This is a genomic window from Pseudomonas berkeleyensis, from assembly GCF_014109765.1.
Taxonomy (GTDB): domain Bacteria; phylum Pseudomonadota; class Gammaproteobacteria; order Pseudomonadales; family Pseudomonadaceae; genus Aquipseudomonas; species Aquipseudomonas berkeleyensis.
In genome coordinates this window covers 5,111,537-5,127,130 of the sequence record NZ_CP059139.1, presented here as the reverse complement: position 1 = coordinate 5,127,130, position 15,594 = coordinate 5,111,537, and the positions used below count along the sequence as shown (strand labels likewise).

Genomic DNA, 15,594 nt, shown 5'->3' with positions numbered 1-15,594 from the left:
TCAGGCGTGCACGTGCCGGCATTGACCATATGTCGCAAGGCTGAAAGTCTATGGTCAATATCTGCCCGGAGCCACCATGGCTGACAGTGCTTTCGTTGCCCTGACCCATTCCTCGACCCTGCGCCGCCTGCTCTATGAGGCCCTGGCCGCGCTGGGACTGGATCCGACCGACACCTATCGGCGCGCCTATGCCGGCGTGCCGCTGGCCGCGCCTTTATTGGAGTCGCGCGAGGATCATGACAACGCGCCGCGCTTCTGGCAGGCGCTGGAGGGCATCAGCGGTGACGTCGATATCGGCCTGCATCTGGGGGAGGTGATGCAGCCGCGGCCGATGGACGTGATCGGTTATCTGCTGCTGGCCGCGCGCGATCTGCGTCAGGGCTTGCAGGCCTTCGTGCGCTTTCAGCACATCCTTTCCGGTGGCTTCGCGGCGCGACTGGAGGAGCGGGACGACGAAGTGCGTCTGGTCATCGACCTCAACTACCGGGGTGTTGGCTCGCTGCGCCAGCAAATGGAATGTCTGGCCGTGCTGCTGAGCAAGATGCTGGCGGCGGCCGGTGGCGAGCTGCCGTTGCTGGGCGTCGACTTTCGCCATCGCGCACCGCGCAAGCTCGCCGAGCACCGCCGTCTGTTGGGCGTCGAGCCGCGCTTCTCGCAAGCCCACGATGCCCTGATCCTGCCGCGCGCTGCACTCGCCCGACCCTCGCGCAGCGCCAGTCCGCGATTGTTCGAGGTGCTGAGCGAAGAAGCTGAGAAGCAGTTGGCCGGACTGGTGGAGAACCAGCTGCTGGCACGGGTGCGCTACTGGCTGGAGCTCAACCTGGGCAGTACGACGTGCAGCCTGGAGGCCTGTGCGCTGGCCTTGAGCAGTCATCGTAGTGCGTTGCAGCGGGCGCTGAGCGAGCAGGGCAGCAGCTTTCGCGCACTGCATGACGAAGTCCGGCGCTTGCGTGCGCTGCGCTTGCTGGAGCAGGGGCTGGGCGTGCGCGAGGTGGCGAGAGCCTGTGGCTTCGCCGAGCTGTCGCCGTTCTACCGCGCGTTTCGTCGCTGGCAGGGCGGCACACCGCGTGGCCGCAGTTGAAGCCTGTCACTCGCTACTTGGCTTGGCCCATTCACAGAAGCAGCCTACTGCCAGGGTGTTGCTGGCATCGACCTTGCGGTCTGCGGCGAGGGCTTCGAGTATGGGTTCGATGAAGCTGTTGCTGGAGTTACACACCAGCCCTTCGCTGTAGGGACCGAAGTAAGCCAGCTGGCCCTGTTTGTCCCAGATCGCCACGGCCGGGCTGGCGGGCAGGTCGGCGCTACCAGGCATGGCGTCGATGGGGCGCAAGGCTGCCAGTTCGGCCGGCAGGCGGCCCTGGCTGCCCGGTTTCTGCACCACGTGGAATTGCACGCCCTGGGGGACGTAACGTTCGATCAGTTCGGCCAGGTGTTGCTGATTGCCGACGTTGCAGGGGCAGGCCGGATCCCAGAAATGCACCAGACGAATCGCGCCGGAACCGGCCAGTTCGTCCGGCAAACGCAATTGTGCGCCGGAAAACACCGCCGCGCGTTCGTCGAAGGTGCGCAGGTAACGCGTTTCGAACCAGCGATAAGCCAGCAGCATGCCGCCCAGCCAGACCAGGGCAAGCAGGGCGAGGAGCAGATTCTTGCGCGAAAGACGGGGCATGGAATGCGCTGGGCTGAAAAAGGGCGTGTAGCTTGCCACGATGCGCCCGGCAGCTGAATATCGCAGCTATCGAGAGCGCTACCCCTGAAGCGTCTCTCGAAGCCTCCCGCAGCCTATGGAAAGCCCCATGTCAGAGCCGTTTCAACCCGATCAATTGCGCCCTTTGCTGCGACCCTTGGCCGCAGCGCGCCTGGAGTTGCCGGCGCTGCAGGCTTATCGCAGTTTCTACGGGTTTGACCTGGGCGCACGTTTTGCCGGGTTGGATAACCGGCTTGGCAGCTTCAATGCTGCCGGTTATCAGATCGCCGTGCAGCTATGGGCGCCCGCCGAGCCGCGTGGCACGCTGCTGTTGCTGCACGGTTACTACGATCACATGGGGCTGTATCGGCATGTGGTCGACTGGGCGCTGAGCATGAACTTCGCGGTGCTGGCCTGTGACCTGCCTGGGCATGGGTTGTCCAGTGGCGCGCGTGCCAGCATTGGTGACTTCGCCGAGTACCAGCAGGTGCTGGGCGGTTTGTTCGCGCAGGCCGCCGAGCTGGGTTTGCCACAGCCCTGGCATCTCTGCGGGCAGAGCACCGGCGGCGCGATCGCGCTGGATTACCTGCTCACCGATGGCAAACGTCCGGAGCTGGGCCAGAGCATTCTTCTGGCCCCGTTGGTGCGGCCGCGTGCCTGGGGCTGGTCGAAACTCAGTTACCGCCTGCTCAGCCCGTTCGTGCGGGAAATTCCACGGCGTTTCAGCGACAACTCCAGCGACACGACCTTCCTTGAGTTCGTGCACAACCTCGATCCGTTGCAGCCGCGCAGCTTGCCCACGTCCTGGGTTGGTGCACTGACGCATTGGGTGCCGCGTATCGAAGCGGCGGGGCGTAGCGAACAAAGCCCGCTGATCATTCAGGGTGAGGCGGACATGACCGTGGACTGGCGCTACAACCTCGACGTGCTGCAGGACAAGTTTCATCAACCGCAGATCCTGCGGCTGGCAGATGCCCGCCACCACCTGGCGAACGAGAACGAGGCGTTGCGTAAGCGCTATTTCGATTTTCTGCGCGAGCGATTGGTGTAGGGCGTACTCGTCGTTCTGATTAGCGCAGCAGGGCGTACTCGCGAAGCAGTACGCCATAGGTTTTGGCTGCAGCAAGAGAGTGGCGGACTGTTCGCTGCGCTCCTGAGTCCGCCCTACCCACTGATTGGCACAGCGCAGTAGGGCGTACTCGGCTTTGGCCTCCTGCGTCGCTCTACCTCCTGCATCCATGCAGTCGTCGCGAAGCAGTACGCCATAGGTTTTGGCTGCCGCAAGAGAGTGGCGGACTGTTCGTTGCGCTCCTGGCGGTCGGCGTTCCGGTTCGCCCTACCCATTAGATTCCCTGAGGTGCTGGCTCCAGGTCGGCGCTGCTCATGCCCACCGCCAGGCCGGCACGAAGAGCGGCCAGGGCGGCCTGGTAATAAGCCTTGCCATCTGCCGACTGAGCGAACTCGACGAACTGCTCCAGCTCCGGATCGCTCAGTTCGCGGTAGACATGCAGCAGGGTGTTGTCCAGATCCTGCTCGATCTGCGCCATCAGTCGTTCACGCTGGCCATTGAGCAACCCCTGCGCCTGGCCACCGCCGAGCAGGCCGGGAATCATCTGGCTGAGGCTGTCGGCCGCCACCCCGGCCAGGGCCAGGCTGACTTCGGCGCCAGCCTCCTTGGCTGGCAGCGCCTGCGCCAGATGGCGAATCAGCAGGCGTCGGGTGGCGTCGGCCTCGGTGCGCGGCAGGCCATTCTCATACTTGGCCAACTGGTCGCGACGCGTGGCCAGCGTTTCAGCGGCGACGATCTTGCGCCCCAGTTCGGACTCGAAGAAGGCCAGCGCCGGTTGCGGGTCGGCCAGTTCCAGGCTTAGGCTGTGCCGGGCGCGCTGGTCGATAGCGGCGGCAGCGAAGCGGCGATTGCTGTTGTCCACCAGCGCCTGATACACCACGGGTGGCAGCGTACTGCGATAGCGCTGCTGGGCGGCATCAAGGGCCTGATTGAAGTGTTCGCGTTGCTGCGGCCAGCCGGCGGCCTGATACAGGCGCAGGTGATCGTCTGCCAGGGCCGGCAGGGTCAGGCCAAATAGCAACAGGGCAAACACAAAGCGCATCTAAAACTCCTTGGCAACTATCCTGGCCGGCCGCAGGGTGCTGCGGCCGGCTATTTTCGGCGGCTGGCCGAGGCTTGTCGAGTCGTGAGGCGCCGCTGATACAATCGCCGCCATGAATGAATCCGACCAGCAAGACCGCTTTTCCAGCCTTATCGACGACCTCGCCAGCCAGGGTTGGTCGCAGCGGGCGTTTTTCGCTCCAGAAGTTCTGACCCGCGAATTGGCCGTCGAGTGCCGTAAGCGTGCGCAGAGCGGCCAGCTGAGTGCTGCCAGTGTCGGTCGTGGCGGCGCGCAGCAAGTGCAGGAAGGGATTCGTGGTGATCGTATTCAATGGCTCGAGCCTGGGCAGAGCGACGCCTGTGACCAGTATCTGCAATTGATGGATGGCTTGCGCCAGGCGCTCAACCAGGCGTTCTACCTGGGGCTCGAGGACTATGAATGCCATTTCGCCTGCTATGCGCCAGGGGCCTTCTATCAGCGCCATCTCGACCGTTTTCGCGATGATGATCGGCGCACGGTCTCGGCGGTGTTCTATCTGAATGAGGACTGGCAGGTCGAGCAGGGTGGGGCGTTGCGCCTGTATCTGTCTGATGGGCGTGAGCATGACGTGCTACCGCAGGCCGGCACCCTGGCGCTTTTCATGTCCGACGAGGTGCCTCACGAAGTGTTGCCGGCCACGCGCGAGCGGCTGTCGTTGACCGGCTGGTTCAGGCGGCGAGGTGCTGGGGTGCTCTGAGCCCAGTCGGGCTCTGGCATGCTGCGCCCGCCCAGCGTGGTAGTGCGCAACGTGTCAGTGGCCCCAGACCTTGATGGTGCCATTGATGTCGCGGATATCACGCAAGGCGACGTTGCCGATGCTGGTATCGCCGATATACAGATCGCTCGCCAGTCGGGCGCGGATCACCAGCTTGCCCAGTGGGCCGAGCTGCTGGTTGATCGCGGTCAGGTTGGGCAGTTTCAGTTGTAGCTGGCTCTGACCATTGCTGCCCTTGACCACGTCCACCTCCAGGGTCGGCACTTCGAGGCCGAGAATCGGTACGCTGGCGCCCAGTTGCGCTGGCCCCAGGGCATAGCCGTCGCAATCGGTGGGTTGCAGGCAGCCGTTGTCGATCTTCACGTTGCGCAGCGACAGACTGCCGCCGTCGTCCTGCCAGCGGATCTCGTCGATACGCGCCATCAGATCGAGGCGTATGGTGATGCCGGCCTGGCCGCTGATCTGGCTGAGGCTTTCGTCTTCCAGTGCCTGCATGGCAGCCTGGGCGGACGAGGCGAGCAGCGCGGTGCTGCCCAGCAATGCGATGGCAAGGGTGCGAAGTGGTTGGGGCATGGACGTTGATCTCCCTGGTTGGCCGCGCAAGTCTGGTGGTGCCTTGCGCTGCGCGCCATGGGGCAGGGCCGCTTCCCGCCGAAGGATAGGCCGCAAGGGCCCTGAACACCTGGTGTACGGTCGTTTTGCTGGATGCCTGGCCAAGGGCTGACGGCGGTGTTACCGGCGGTTACCCTGGCGCCGATGCAAGGGAGAGACTCTATGCAGAAGATATTGGTCAGCCGTTGCCTGCTTGGTCATCGGGTGCGCTATGACGGTGGTGCTCATGGGCCTTTCGATCAGCTCCAGCAGTGGCTGAACGAGGGTCGCGTCGTCGCGCTGTGCCCGGAAGTGGCGGGTGGTTTGCCAACTCCGCGTCCGCCTGCGGAGATCCGCGGTGGCCAGGGTGGTGCGGTGTTGGATGGTCGGCTGCCAGTGCTGACGATCGAGGGTGAAGATGTCACGGCAGCCTTCGTCGACGGTGCCGAGCAGGCGGCTGCGCTGGTGCGTGAGCACGGTATCCAGATCGCCCTGCTCAAGGCGCGCAGCCCGTCGTGTGGCAATCTGGAGAACTACGACGGCAGTTTCAGCGGTGTGCGGGTGCCGGGCGAGGGTGTCACCGCTGCCTTGCTGAAACGAGCCGGAGTGAAGGTGTTCAACGAGATGCAACTGGAGGAGGCGGCAGCCGAGCTGGCGCTGCTGGAACGGGATTGAGATGGGGCATGGCGGCACACCCTACACAATGAAAAAGGGAGACCAAGGTCTCCCTTTTTCATTTCTACAGACATCCGGAGCTCGCGAGCTAGAGCGAGACAAGGCGGGAGCGACCGAGGAGGGCGGAGTTTACGTCAGTAAATGAGCATCTCCGAGGTCGTTCCCAACGCCGTATCGCCGACGCGCAGCAGCTAAGGCTTAGAACAGGACGCGGCTGCGGATGGTGCCATTGACGTGCTGCAGCTTCTCCAGCGCCAGATCCGAGTACTCGGCGTCGACGTCGATCACCACGTAGCCGACCTTGTCGTTGGTCTGCAGGAACTGACCGGAGATGTTGATGCCGTTGTCGGCGAACACCTTGTTGATCTCGCTCATCACACCCGGGATGTTCTCGTGGATGTGCAGCAGGCGGTGTTTGCCCGAGTGCGCCGGCAGGGCCACTTCGGGGAAGTTGACCGAGGATACCGAGGTGCCGTTGTCGCTGTACTTGACCAGCTTCTCGGCCACTTCCAGGCCGATGTTGGCCTGGGCTTCGGCGGTGGAGCCACCGATGTGCGGGGTCAGGATCACGCGATCCAGGCCGCGCAGCGGGCTTTCGAAGATGTCGTCGTTGGACTTGGGCTCGACCGGGAACACGTCGATGGCGGCGCCGATCAGGTGTTCGTCCTTGATCGCGTTGGCCAGGTGATCCAGCTCGACCACGGTGCCACGGGCTGCGTTGATCAGGATGGCGCCTTTCTTCATGGCGCGGATTTCCTTCTCGCCGATCATCCACTGGGTGGACGGCAGCTCCGGCACGTGCAGGGAAACAATATCGGCCAGGCCCAGCAGCTCATGCAGGTTGCCGATCTGCGTGGCGTTGCCCAGCGGCAGTTTGGTTACGGTGTCGTAGAAGAACACCTGCATGCCCAGCGCTTCAGCCAGTACCGACAGTTGGGTACCTATGGAGCCGTAGCCGACGATGCCCAGCTTCTTGCCGCGAATCTCGAAGGAGTTGGCCGCCGACTTGATCCAGCCACCGCGATGGCAGGAGGCATTCTTCTCCGGGATGCCGCGCAGCAGCAGGATAGCTTCGGCCAGCACCAGCTCGGCCACCGAGCGGGTGTTGGAGTAGGGTGCGTTGAACACGGCGATACCGCGCTCGCGAGCGGCATCCAGGTCGACCTGGTTGGTGCCGATGCAGAAGCAGCCGACGGCGACCAGCTTCTTCGCGCAATCGAAGACGTCTGCAGTCAGTTGGGTGCGCGAGCGAATGCCGATGAAGTGAGCGTCGGCGATCTTCTCTTTCAGCTCATCGCCGGACAGAGCGGTCTTGAGGTACTCGATGTTGGTGTAACCGGCGGCCTTCAGCGTGTCTACGGCGTTCTGGTGCACGCCTTCGAGAAGAAGGAACTTGATCTTGCTCTTTTCCAGAGAGGTCTTGCTCATCGGAGTACCTGTGTCCCACAGAAGAATGTCAGGGAAGGGCTGAGAAGCTCAGCCGGCGCCCGCAGATCGCTGCATGGCTCGATTCACGGGGTGCGTATGCTAGCATGTTCGCCTTTTTCAATGCTCGGTTGCGACCTGAATGGTTCTCAGGGCGACCATGAATCCTTTGAGAGTTCCGTAGATGACCACCCCCGCCCAGATCGAAGAGCTGAAGACCCTGGTTGAGCCCGGCAAGGTGCTGACCGATGCCGACTCCCTGGAAACCTACGGCAAGGATTGGACCAAGCAGTACGCCCCCGCGCCATCCGCCATCGTCTTCCCCAAGACCACCGAGCAGGTGCAGGCCATCGTGCGTTGGGCCAATCAGCACAAGATCGCGCTGGTACCGTCGGGCGGCCGCACTGGTCTGTCTGCCGCAGCGGTGGCAGCCAATGGCGAGGTGGTGGTGTCGTTCGACTATATGAACCGCATCGTCGAATTCAACGAATACGACCGTACCGTTGTCTGCCAGCCAGGGGTGGTCACCAAGCAGCTGCAACTGTTCGCCGAAGAGAAGGGCCTTTATTACCCGGTGGATTTCGCTTCGTCCGGTTCCAGCCAGATTGGCGGCAATATCGGCACCAATGCCGGTGGAATCAAGGTGATTCGCTACGGTATGACCCGTAACTGGGTCGCCGGTCTGAAAGTGGTCACCGGCACCGGCGAGCTGCTGGAACTGAACCGTGACCTGATCAAGAACGCCACCGGCTACGACCTGCGTCAGCTGTTCATCGGCGCCGAGGGCACGCTGGGCTTCGTCGTCGAAGCCACCATGCGCCTGGAGCGTGCACCGAAGAACCTCACTGCGATGGTGCTCGGCACGCCGGATTTCGATTCGATCATGCCGGTGCTGCACGCCTTCCAGGGCAAGCTCGACCTGACCGCCTTCGAGTTCTTCTCCGACCGCTGCCTGGAGAAAATCCTCGGTCGTGGCGACGTGCCGGCGCCCTTCGAAAGCCGTACGCCGTTCTACGCCCTGCTGGAATTCGAGGCGCTGAACGAGGATGTGGCCAACGAAGCGCTGGCCACCTTCGAGCACTGCGTCGAGCAGGGCTGGGTGCTCGATGGCGTGATGAGCCAGAGTCAGCAGCAACTGGAAAACCTGTGGAAGCTGCGCGAGTACATCTCCGAGACCATCAGCCACTGGACGCCTTACAAGAACGACATCTCGGTCACTGTCGGCCAGGTGCCGGCCTTCCTCAAGGACATCGACGACATCGTTTCGGCTAACTACCCGGACTTCGACGTGCTCTGGTACGGCCATATCGGTGACGGCAACCTGCACCTGAACATCCTCAAGCCCGAAGCGCTGGCCAAGGAAGACTTCTTCGCCAAGTGCGCGGTGGTCAACAAGTGGGTGTTCGAGATCGTCGAGAAGTACAACGGTTCGATCAGCGCCGAACATGGTGTCGGCATGACCAAGCGCGACTACCTGCAGTACAGCCGTTCGGCGGCGGAAATCGCTTACATGAAGGCGATCAAGGCGGTGTTCGACCCCAATGGGATCATGAACCCCGGCAAGATCTTCGCCTGACGAAAAACGCCCATCCGACCGATGGGCGTTTTTGTATGCGGTGCACGATGGCGCCGCCTCGTTTAAGGTAGGGCGTCAGGCCACAAGCCCAGATGTCCACAATACGAACAACACAGGAGTCGGTGATGAGCTATCAGCACCAGTACGTCGACGGTACCACCGTCCATTTCCCCATCGGCAAGGTGGTCTGCATCGGTCGCAACTACGCCGAGCACGCCAAGGAACTGAATAATCCGGTGCCCACCGAACCGTTGCTGTTCATCAAACCAGGTTCCTGCGTGGTGCCGCTCGACGGCGGCTTCGCCATCCCCGAGGATCGCGGTTCGGTGCATTACGAGGCGGAAATCGCCGTGCTGATCGGCAAGCCGTTGTCGAAAAAACCGGACGCCGAAGAAGTGCGTGACGCCATCAGCGGCTTCGCTCCGGCGCTCGACCTGACCTTGCGCGACGTGCAGGCCAGGCTCAAGGAGAAAGGCTACCCCTGGGAAATCGCCAAGAGCTTCGACGGTGCTTGCGTGCTGGCGCCCTTCGTGCCGGGCGATGCCATCGAGGATCTGGCCGATATCGGCATTCGCCTGGTGATTGGCGGGGAAACCCGTCAGGACGGCAACAGCCGCGACATGCTCAACCCCATCGTGCCGATGATCCAGCATATGGCCGGTCACTTTGCCCTGCAGCCGGGGGATGTGATCCTCACGGGTACGCCGGTAGGCGTCGGTGTGCTGAACAAGGGCGACGAGCTGGTGCTGGAGCTGGTCGGTCACAGTCGCTTCACCAGTCGCGTGCTATAAGACGCGCTCAGCGCCTGAGCGCTGAAGCCGGCCGCCGTCCACCCCTCCGGACGGCGGAACTCCTCTCGACAGTGGATGTCGGATTGCCATCATGCAGCCGAGCTATAGCCGATGTCCGCTCTCTTTCGCAAGATTCGCCGCCCCCGCTACTGGCTTTCAGGCCTGGCAGTCGTCGCTCTGGGTGTACTGGCGCAGACCCAGCACTGGGATGATCGCGCCCAGTTATGGCTGCAGGAACGCTCGACGCCGTTGGTCGAACGCCTGGCCAGTGTCTGGTTGCCGGGTTACCGTGCGGTGATCCAGGCCAAGGTGCTGGCTGGCCTGGAAAAGGACGAGGCCTCGGGGCTGACCTACAACCCGCAGACCGGCACGCTGTTCACCGTCACCGGCAAGAATCCCCTCCTGGTGGAGCTGTCGCGAGAGGGTGAAGTCCTGCGGCGCATCGAGCTCAAGGGCTTTGCCGATCCGGAAGGCGTGGAGATGATGGACAACGGCCGTATGGCCATCGTCGACGAGCGACGCCGCCAGCTCACCACGTTCACTCTGGGTGACGACGATCTTGAATTGAATGCGGCCGATTTCCCCGGATTCGACCTGGGCTTCGCCGAGTCGGGCAACAAGGGCTTCGAAGGGCTGGGCTGGGATTCACGTAGCCATAGCCTGCTGCTCGGCAAGGAGCGCAGTCCGTTGGGGTTGTTCAGCATGCCGTTCCCGGGCGGCGACGGTGATGTGGGGGGCTTGCACCCATTGGCATCCGGTAACCTCGGCTTGCGCGACATTTCTTCGTTGAGCGTCGATGAGCGTACGGGCCATGTCCTGGTGCTCTCCGATGAGTCGCGCATGCTGCTGGAGATCGATCGCAACGGCCAGCCGGTCAGCTTCCTCAGCCTCAATGCGGGCCTCAATGGTCTGGAGCAAGGCATCAAGCAGGCCGAAGGGGTGACCATGGACGAGGAGGGCAACATCTATATCGTCGCCGAGCCCAACCTCTTCTATGTCTTCAGCAAGCCGGCACCGGATGCCGGTTGAGCGCCCGTGACGGATTCAGTTTCGCTTAAGCGTCGATTCAGTCTGGCTTCAGCTAGCGGCACTAATCTGGCCCCGTCACTTACGAACAACGAGGTTCACACCATGAAACGTACCGCTCTCGCTCTGATGGTTCTGCCGCTGCTCAGCACCGCTGCTTTCGCCACCGGTTACACCGGCCCTGGCGCCACCCCGCAGGTCACCACCGTGGCTGCTGCACTGGAAGCTGCTGACGACACCCATGTTGTTCTGGAAGGTCAGATCGTCAAGCGCCTGCAAGATGAGCTCTACGAGTTCAAGGACGCCACCGGCACCATCCAGGTCGAAATCGACGACGAAGACTGGCCGGGCCAGAAAGTCTCGGAAACCGCCAAGGTGCGCCTGACCGGTGAAGTCGACAAGGACTTCAACAGCCGCGAGATCGATGTCGATCGCGTTGAGCTGATCAACTGATCGAAATGATCTGCACGCCCGCCGCACTCTCCGTGCGGCGGTTTTTTACGTGGTAGTCAGAGAAACCATCATGCGCCGTCTGCTGACCTTCAACCCCTGGCTCTATCTGTTGTTCTTCCTGCTTCTGGTCGGCGCCGTTCTGGCTCAACAGTATCGCCTGTTCGAACGAGCCTGGTTCGTCGTCGAGGAATGGCAGCACAGTGGGCAGTGGCGCGAGCACTCGTTGTGGCTGGGCGACTACCGCGTGGTGATCGACGCCAAGCCGATCGAAGGCATCCGTGATGTCTCGGCACTGACTTACGATCCGGATCGACGCAGCCTGTTCAGCGTCACCAACAAGCCGGCCAAGGTGATCGAGCTGAGCCTGCAGGGTGAGCTCAAACGCACCATCGATCTGGAAGGCTTCGGCGACCCCGAAGCCATCGAATACATCTCCCCCGGCATCTACGTGATCGCCGATGAGCGCGAGCAGCGCCTGGTCAAGGTGCGCATCGACGATGACAGTCGCGTGCTCAACGCCGCCGACTTCCAGCAGCTATCCCTGGGTATCGGCCTCAATGGCAACAAGGGTTTCGAGGGGCTGGCCTACGACGCGCGGAAGCAGCGCCTGCTGGTGGCCAAGGAGCGCGATCCGGTACGGATCTTCGAGGTGCTTGGTTTCCCCCATGTCGACGAGAGCAAGCCGCTGGCGCTGCAGGTCAATACCGACCCGAAGCGTGATGCCCGCTTGTTCGTGCGCGATCTTTCCAGCCTGGATTTCGATGCGGCGACGGGCCACATGCTGGCGCTGTCGGACGAATCGCGCCTGGTGATCGAACTGAACGCCGAGGGCAAGCCGGTCAGCACCCTGTCGCTGCTGCGCGGGCAACATGGCCTGCAGCGCAGCGTGCCGCAGGCCGAGGGCGTGGCCACAGATGACGATGGCAATCTGTATCTGATTAGCGAGCCGAACCTGTTCTACGTGTTCAGGAAGCAGAACGACTAGCTGGTCTGGTCATCCAGGGCGGCTGTCGGCGCATTCTTCTGCACCGATTCGATGCCGCTCTTGCAACTGGCGGCACTGGCGTACATCTGGCTTTGCCCGACTACTTGGCCATTGGTGGCCATGAGCAGGAAGTAGTGCTTGTCGTTGCTCGAGGTCTTGGTCTCGAAGGCGCCTTCGCGTTGTGAGTTCTTCTTCACCGAGGCGATGCCGTTAAGCGCCGAGTCCTTGGCCTTGTACATCTCGCTGCTGAGGATGACCTGACCATTGGTTGCCAGCAGGTTGAAATGGAACTGGCCGTCTTTGGCCTTCTTCAGTTCGAACTTTCCAGGCATTTTCGTTTCTCCCTGAGCGTCCGGTGAGATACCGGAACGGTGCTCAGCAAGCGTAGTTCATCAATGCGAGTGGCTCTTGCCGACATGGGTATGGCCATCGTCCGGTAGCGGTTGCACACCGCCGCTGACGTTGAGCTGGCGCAGGATGCCGCAGTCTTCTGCTTCCTGCGGGCCGTTGCAGCGGTCGCGCAGTTCGGTGAGTTGGTCGCGTAACGCCAGCAGGCTGTTGATGCGTGCCTCGACGTGCTCGATGTGTTCGTCCACCAGGCTGTTGATCCCGGCGCAGCTTTCCTGGGGCAGGTCGCGCAGGGCCAGCAGACGCTGAATCTCTTCCAGGGTCATGTCCAGCGTCCGGCAATTGCGGATGAACACCAGGCGCTCCAGATGCAGGCTGCCATACAAGCGATAGTTGCCTTCGCTGCGAGCGGGCGCCGGAAGCAACCCTTCGCGCTCGTAATAACGCACGGTTTCCACCTGGCAGCCGGCCTTTTTCGCCAATTCTCCGATTTTCATGGGATCTCCTTCATGAGTGCTTGACCCTATAGTGACTACAGGGTGTGTACTCGGCAACAGATACCTGACGGAGACATGCCATGAGCCGTTGCTGCGACCACTCGCACGAACAGCCATCTGCCCACCACGACCACGCCCATGATCACGCCGGGCATGATCACGATACTCATCAGCCCTCCGTGGACGAGCCGCTCAGCGGCCCGTGCAATACCCGAATCCGCATCGAGCAGATGGACTGTCCCACGGAAGAGCGCCTGATCCGTGATGCACTGGGCCGTCTGCCGGGCGTGGCGGGCCTGCAGTTCAACCTGTTGCAGCGCGTGCTTACCGTCAGTCACGACGAGGGGAGGCTGGCCCAGGTGCTGCCTGCCATCCAGGCCCTGGGGTTCACGCCGCAGGTGGAGGATGAAAACACGGCTCAGCAGCCGGTCGCCGCTCCCGTGCAGAAGCCCTGGTGGCCGCTGGTGTTGGCGGGTGTGGTGGCAACCGCTTCCGAAGTCGTGCACTTCGCCGCTCTTGATCCGGACTGGCTGGTAGCACTGCTGGCGGTGACCGCCATCCTGATGTGCGGGCTGAACACCTACAAGAAGGGCTGGATCGCCCTGAAGAATCGCAACCTCAACATCAATGCGCTGATGAGCATCGCCGTCACCGGCGCCGTGCTGATTGGCCAGTGGCCGGAAGCGGCGATGGTGATGGTGCTGTTCACGCTGGCCGAATTGATCGAGGCGCGCTCGCTGGATCGGGCGCGCAATGCGATTCGCGGGCTGATGGATCTGGCGCCACCTCGTGCGACGGTGAAGCAGGCTGATGGCGTTTGGCAGGAAGTGGACGTGCAGAGCATCGACCTCGGTGCGGTGGTGCGTGTGCGCCCTGGTGAGCGCATCAGCCTCGATGGTGAGGTGGTCGGCGGCTCGTCGACGGTCAACCAGGCGCCGATCACCGGGGAAAGCCTGCCGGTAGAGAAGGGTGTGGGCGATCCGGTGTTCGCGGGCACCATCAACGAGGCTGGCTCGCTGGAGTTCCGCGTCACGGCGGCGGCACGCGACACCACCCTGGCGCGCATCATCCATGCGGTCGAGGAGGCGCAGAGTTCGCGTGCACCGACCCAGCGCTTCGTCGATCAGTTCTCGCGCATCTATACCCCGGCGGTATTCGCATTCGCCCTGGCGGTCGCCGTGTTGCCGCCGCTGCTGATGGGCGGCGCCTGGCTCGACTGGGTCTACCGCGCCCTGGTGTTGCTGGTGGTGGCGTGCCCCTGTGCGCTGGTGATCTCCACGCCGGTGACCATCGTCAGTGGCCTGGCGGCGGCTGCGCGCAAGGGCATCCTGATCAAGGGCGGCGTCTATCTGGAGAATGGTCGGCATCTGGCGCTGCTGGCGCTGGACAAGACCGGCACTCTGACCCATGGCAAACCGGTGCAGACCGACAGCCTCAATCTGCTGGATACCGATGAGGCGCCCCCTGCCATCTGGGCTGCAAGCCTGGCCGCGCGCTCCGACCATCCGGTTTCCAGAGCCTTGGCCCTGCATGCCGAGGAGCAGGGCCTGGCATTGTACGATGTGGCGGACTTCGAGGCGCTGCCTGGGCGCGGCACCAAGGGCAAGGTCGATGGCAAGCTGCTCTATATAGGCAACCATCGCCTGGTCGAAGACCTCGGACTCTGCTCCGCGCAGTTGGAGGAGCGCCTGGAGGCGCTGGAGCGTCAGGGCAAGAGTGTGGTGGTGCTGTGCGACGAGCAGCGCGCGTTGATGCTCTTCGCCGTCGCTGACACGGTGCGCCAGACCAGCCGCGAGGCAGTCGCCGAACTGCACGAACTGGGTGTGCGCACCTGCATGCTCACCGGCGATAACGCCCATACCGCGGCAGCCATCGCCGAGCAGGTCGGCGTTGACGAGGCGCGCGGCGACCTGCTGCCTGCGGACAAGCTGGCCTGGGTCGAGGCGCGCCAGGCGCAAGGCAAGGTGGTGGGCATGGTTGGCGATGGCATCAACGATGCCCCGGCGCTGGCCAAGGCCGAGATCGGCTTTGCCATGGGCGCCGCCGGCACCGACACGGCCATCGAGACCGCAGATGTCGCGCTGATGGATGACGACCTGCGCAAGATCCCGACCTTCGTGCGTCTGTCGCGGCAGACCCACGCCATCCTGGTGCAGAACATCGTCCTGGCGCTGGGCATCAAGGCGATCTTCCTGGCCATGACCCTGACGGGCGAGGCGACCATGTGGATGGCCGTGTTCGCCGATATGGGCGTGAGCCTGATGGTGGTATTCAACGGCCTGCGCTTGTTGCGCAAATAAAGGAAGGCGATATGAACATGGAACTGCAAGTGGCCATCGCCGAGGCCTTCGCTCAGGCGCAACACGAACTTCGGGCTCGCCGCAGTGCTGCGGCGCTGGTCTGGCTTGAACGTGCGCACATCCTCACGCAGCGTCGCCCGTGGCTGCACGCGCGTTCGCATTGGCTGATGCTGCAGGCAGGCTGGCAGCTGGGTGATCTACGCGAGGTGCTGGGACAGATTCCGCGAATCCTGGCGGCGCTGTTGTTCTCGCGCATCTGGGTGCCCATCGGCAACACCGGGCGAGCGCGAATCAGCGCGTTTCAACCCATGCCGATGAGCGAGGAGCTGCGCCGCCTGTTGGAGTAGGGGTATCTGTCGTTTCCGGTGCGTATGA

Annotated in this window: 17 protein-coding genes; 11 read left to right on the top strand and 6 right to left on the bottom strand. The window is 63.0% G+C overall.

Translation table 11 applies throughout. From position 1 onward, the window contains the following. Window positions 1-76: 76 nt before the first annotated feature. The gene (locus tag HS968_RS23895) at window positions 77-1,081 is read left to right on the top strand and encodes an AraC family transcriptional regulator (protein WP_182368960.1); all 1,005 of its coding nucleotides are present in this window, start codon (window positions 77-79) and stop codon (window positions 1,079-1,081) included. Between the two features lie 6 nt (window positions 1,082-1,087). Here HS968_RS23895 and HS968_RS23890 read toward each other — a convergent pair whose 3' ends face one another. Continuing rightward, a complete protein-coding gene (locus HS968_RS23890; RefSeq protein ID WP_182368959.1) occupies window positions 1,088-1,669 on the bottom strand; it encodes a DUF6436 domain-containing protein in 582 nt (193 codons plus the stop codon). Between the two features lie 127 nt (window positions 1,670-1,796). On the opposite strand from HS968_RS23890, the gene HS968_RS23885 reads away from it, so the two are divergent. Then, complete coding sequence (locus tag HS968_RS23885; RefSeq protein ID WP_182368958.1) at window positions 1,797-2,738, top strand: phospholipase BipL; 942 nt, start codon at window positions 1,797-1,799, stop codon at window positions 2,736-2,738. A 292-nt stretch (window positions 2,739-3,030) separates the two neighbouring features. Here the strand turns inward: HS968_RS23885 and HS968_RS23880 are convergent, their stop codons facing one another. Beyond that, a complete protein-coding gene (locus HS968_RS23880; RefSeq protein WP_106738362.1) occupies window positions 3,031-3,798 on the bottom strand; it encodes a hypothetical protein in 768 nt (255 codons plus the stop codon). Window positions 3,799-3,910: 112 nt separating this feature from the next. Between HS968_RS23880 and HS968_RS23875 the strand changes: the two genes are divergently transcribed. Further along, entirely contained in the window at window positions 3,911-4,534 is a 624-nt protein-coding gene (locus HS968_RS23875; protein ID WP_182368957.1) for a 2OG-Fe(II) oxygenase, read from the top strand. A gap of 54 nt (window positions 4,535-4,588) precedes the next feature. On the opposite strand, the gene HS968_RS23870 is transcribed toward HS968_RS23875, so the two are convergent. After that, entirely contained in the window at window positions 4,589-5,125 is a 537-nt protein-coding gene (locus tag HS968_RS23870; protein WP_119694132.1) for a DUF6160 family protein, read from the bottom strand. Window positions 5,126-5,326: 201 nt separating this feature from the next. Between HS968_RS23870 and HS968_RS23865 the strand changes: the two genes are divergently transcribed. Further along, window positions 5,327-5,818: a DUF523 domain-containing protein gene (locus tag HS968_RS23865; RefSeq protein WP_119694133.1), complete on the top strand. Its 492-nt coding sequence runs from the start codon at window positions 5,327-5,329 to the stop codon at window positions 5,816-5,818. A 198-nt stretch (window positions 5,819-6,016) separates the two neighbouring features. Here the strand turns inward: HS968_RS23865 and serA are convergent, their stop codons facing one another. After that, entirely contained in the window at window positions 6,017-7,246 is a 1,230-nt protein-coding gene (gene serA / locus HS968_RS23860) for a phosphoglycerate dehydrogenase (RefSeq protein WP_119694134.1), read from the bottom strand. A 181-nt stretch (window positions 7,247-7,427) separates the two neighbouring features. On the opposite strand from serA, the gene HS968_RS23855 reads away from it, so the two are divergent. The 5 genes from HS968_RS23855 (at window position 7,428) to HS968_RS23835 (ending at window position 12,074) form a co-directional block, all read left to right on the top strand. Further along, window positions 7,428-8,819 carry an FAD-binding oxidoreductase gene (locus tag HS968_RS23855; protein ID WP_182368956.1) on the top strand — a complete coding sequence of 464 codons (1,392 nt, stop codon included), beginning with the start codon at window positions 7,428-7,430 and terminating at the stop codon, window positions 8,817-8,819. 125 nt (window positions 8,820-8,944) lie between these two features. After that, entirely contained in the window at window positions 8,945-9,610 is a 666-nt protein-coding gene (locus tag HS968_RS23850; RefSeq protein ID WP_179622895.1) for a fumarylacetoacetate hydrolase family protein, read from the top strand. Window positions 9,611-9,721: 111 nt separating this feature from the next. Further along, a complete protein-coding gene (locus HS968_RS23845; protein WP_182368955.1) occupies window positions 9,722-10,639 on the top strand; it encodes an SdiA-regulated domain-containing protein in 918 nt (305 codons plus the stop codon). Window positions 10,640-10,741: 102 nt separating this feature from the next. After that, entirely contained in the window at window positions 10,742-11,089 is a 348-nt protein-coding gene (locus tag HS968_RS23840; protein ID WP_021490467.1) for a NirD/YgiW/YdeI family stress tolerance protein, read from the top strand. Between the two features lie 70 nt (window positions 11,090-11,159). Next, on the top strand, window positions 11,160-12,074 hold the full coding sequence (locus HS968_RS23835; protein ID WP_182368954.1) for an SdiA-regulated domain-containing protein: 915 nt from the start codon (window positions 11,160-11,162) through the stop codon (window positions 12,072-12,074). On the opposite strand, the gene HS968_RS23830 is transcribed toward HS968_RS23835, so the two are convergent. Both HS968_RS23830 and cadR read right to left on the bottom strand, forming a co-directional pair. Beyond that, on the bottom strand, window positions 12,071-12,406 hold the full coding sequence (locus tag HS968_RS23830) for a YegP family protein (RefSeq protein ID WP_182368953.1): 336 nt from the start codon (window positions 12,404-12,406) through the stop codon (window positions 12,071-12,073). The two genes, HS968_RS23835 and HS968_RS23830, sit on opposite strands and share 4 nt — an antisense overlap. A 60-nt stretch (window positions 12,407-12,466) precedes the next feature. Then, the gene (gene cadR, locus HS968_RS23825; RefSeq protein ID WP_182368952.1) at window positions 12,467-12,919 is read right to left on the bottom strand and encodes a Cd(II)/Pb(II)-responsive transcriptional regulator; all 453 of its coding nucleotides are present in this window, start codon (window positions 12,917-12,919) and stop codon (window positions 12,467-12,469) included. Between the two features lie 80 nt (window positions 12,920-12,999). Between cadR and HS968_RS23820 the strand changes: the two genes are divergently transcribed. Both HS968_RS23820 and HS968_RS23815 read left to right on the top strand, forming a co-directional pair. Next, complete coding sequence (locus HS968_RS23820; protein WP_182368951.1) at window positions 13,000-15,219, top strand: heavy metal translocating P-type ATPase; 2,220 nt, start codon at window positions 13,000-13,002, stop codon at window positions 15,217-15,219. Window positions 15,220-15,230: 11 nt separating this feature from the next. Then, a complete protein-coding gene (locus HS968_RS23815; protein ID WP_182368949.1) occupies window positions 15,231-15,566 on the top strand; it encodes a DUF3703 domain-containing protein in 336 nt (111 codons plus the stop codon). Window positions 15,567-15,594: the final 28 nt, after the last annotated feature.

Bases quoted from the DNA above. Each gene is read 5' to 3' on its own strand.
- HS968_RS23895 (WP_182368960.1), top strand. From the start codon at position 77: ATGGCTGACAGTGCTTTCGTTGCCCTGACCCATTCCTCGACCCTGCGC.
- HS968_RS23890 (WP_182368959.1), bottom strand. From the start codon at position 1,669: ATGCCCCGTCTTTCGCGCAAGAATCTGCTCCTCGCCCTGCTTGCCCTG.
- HS968_RS23885 (WP_182368958.1), top strand. From the start codon at position 1,797: ATGTCAGAGCCGTTTCAACCCGATCAATTGCGCCCTTTGCTGCGACCC.
- HS968_RS23880 (WP_106738362.1), bottom strand. From the start codon at position 3,798: ATGCGCTTTGTGTTTGCCCTGTTGCTATTTGGCCTGACCCTGCCGGCC.
- HS968_RS23875 (WP_182368957.1), top strand. From the start codon at position 3,911: ATGAATGAATCCGACCAGCAAGACCGCTTTTCCAGCCTTATCGACGAC.
- HS968_RS23870 (WP_119694132.1), bottom strand. From the start codon at position 5,125: ATGCCCCAACCACTTCGCACCCTTGCCATCGCATTGCTGGGCAGCACC.
- HS968_RS23865 (WP_119694133.1), top strand. From the start codon at position 5,327: ATGCAGAAGATATTGGTCAGCCGTTGCCTGCTTGGTCATCGGGTGCGC.
- serA (WP_119694134.1), bottom strand. From the start codon at position 7,246: ATGAGCAAGACCTCTCTGGAAAAGAGCAAGATCAAGTTCCTTCTTCTC.
- HS968_RS23855 (WP_182368956.1), top strand. From the start codon at position 7,428: ATGACCACCCCCGCCCAGATCGAAGAGCTGAAGACCCTGGTTGAGCCC.
- HS968_RS23850 (WP_179622895.1), top strand. From the start codon at position 8,945: ATGAGCTATCAGCACCAGTACGTCGACGGTACCACCGTCCATTTCCCC.
- HS968_RS23845 (WP_182368955.1), top strand. From the start codon at position 9,722: ATGTCCGCTCTCTTTCGCAAGATTCGCCGCCCCCGCTACTGGCTTTCA.
- HS968_RS23840 (WP_021490467.1), top strand. From the start codon at position 10,742: ATGAAACGTACCGCTCTCGCTCTGATGGTTCTGCCGCTGCTCAGCACC.
- HS968_RS23835 (WP_182368954.1), top strand. From the start codon at position 11,160: ATGCGCCGTCTGCTGACCTTCAACCCCTGGCTCTATCTGTTGTTCTTC.
- HS968_RS23830 (WP_182368953.1), bottom strand. From the start codon at position 12,406: ATGCCTGGAAAGTTCGAACTGAAGAAGGCCAAAGACGGCCAGTTCCAT.
- cadR (WP_182368952.1), bottom strand. From the start codon at position 12,919: ATGAAAATCGGAGAATTGGCGAAAAAGGCCGGCTGCCAGGTGGAAACC.
- HS968_RS23820 (WP_182368951.1), top strand. From the start codon at position 13,000: ATGAGCCGTTGCTGCGACCACTCGCACGAACAGCCATCTGCCCACCAC.
- HS968_RS23815 (WP_182368949.1), top strand. From the start codon at position 15,231: ATGAACATGGAACTGCAAGTGGCCATCGCCGAGGCCTTCGCTCAGGCG.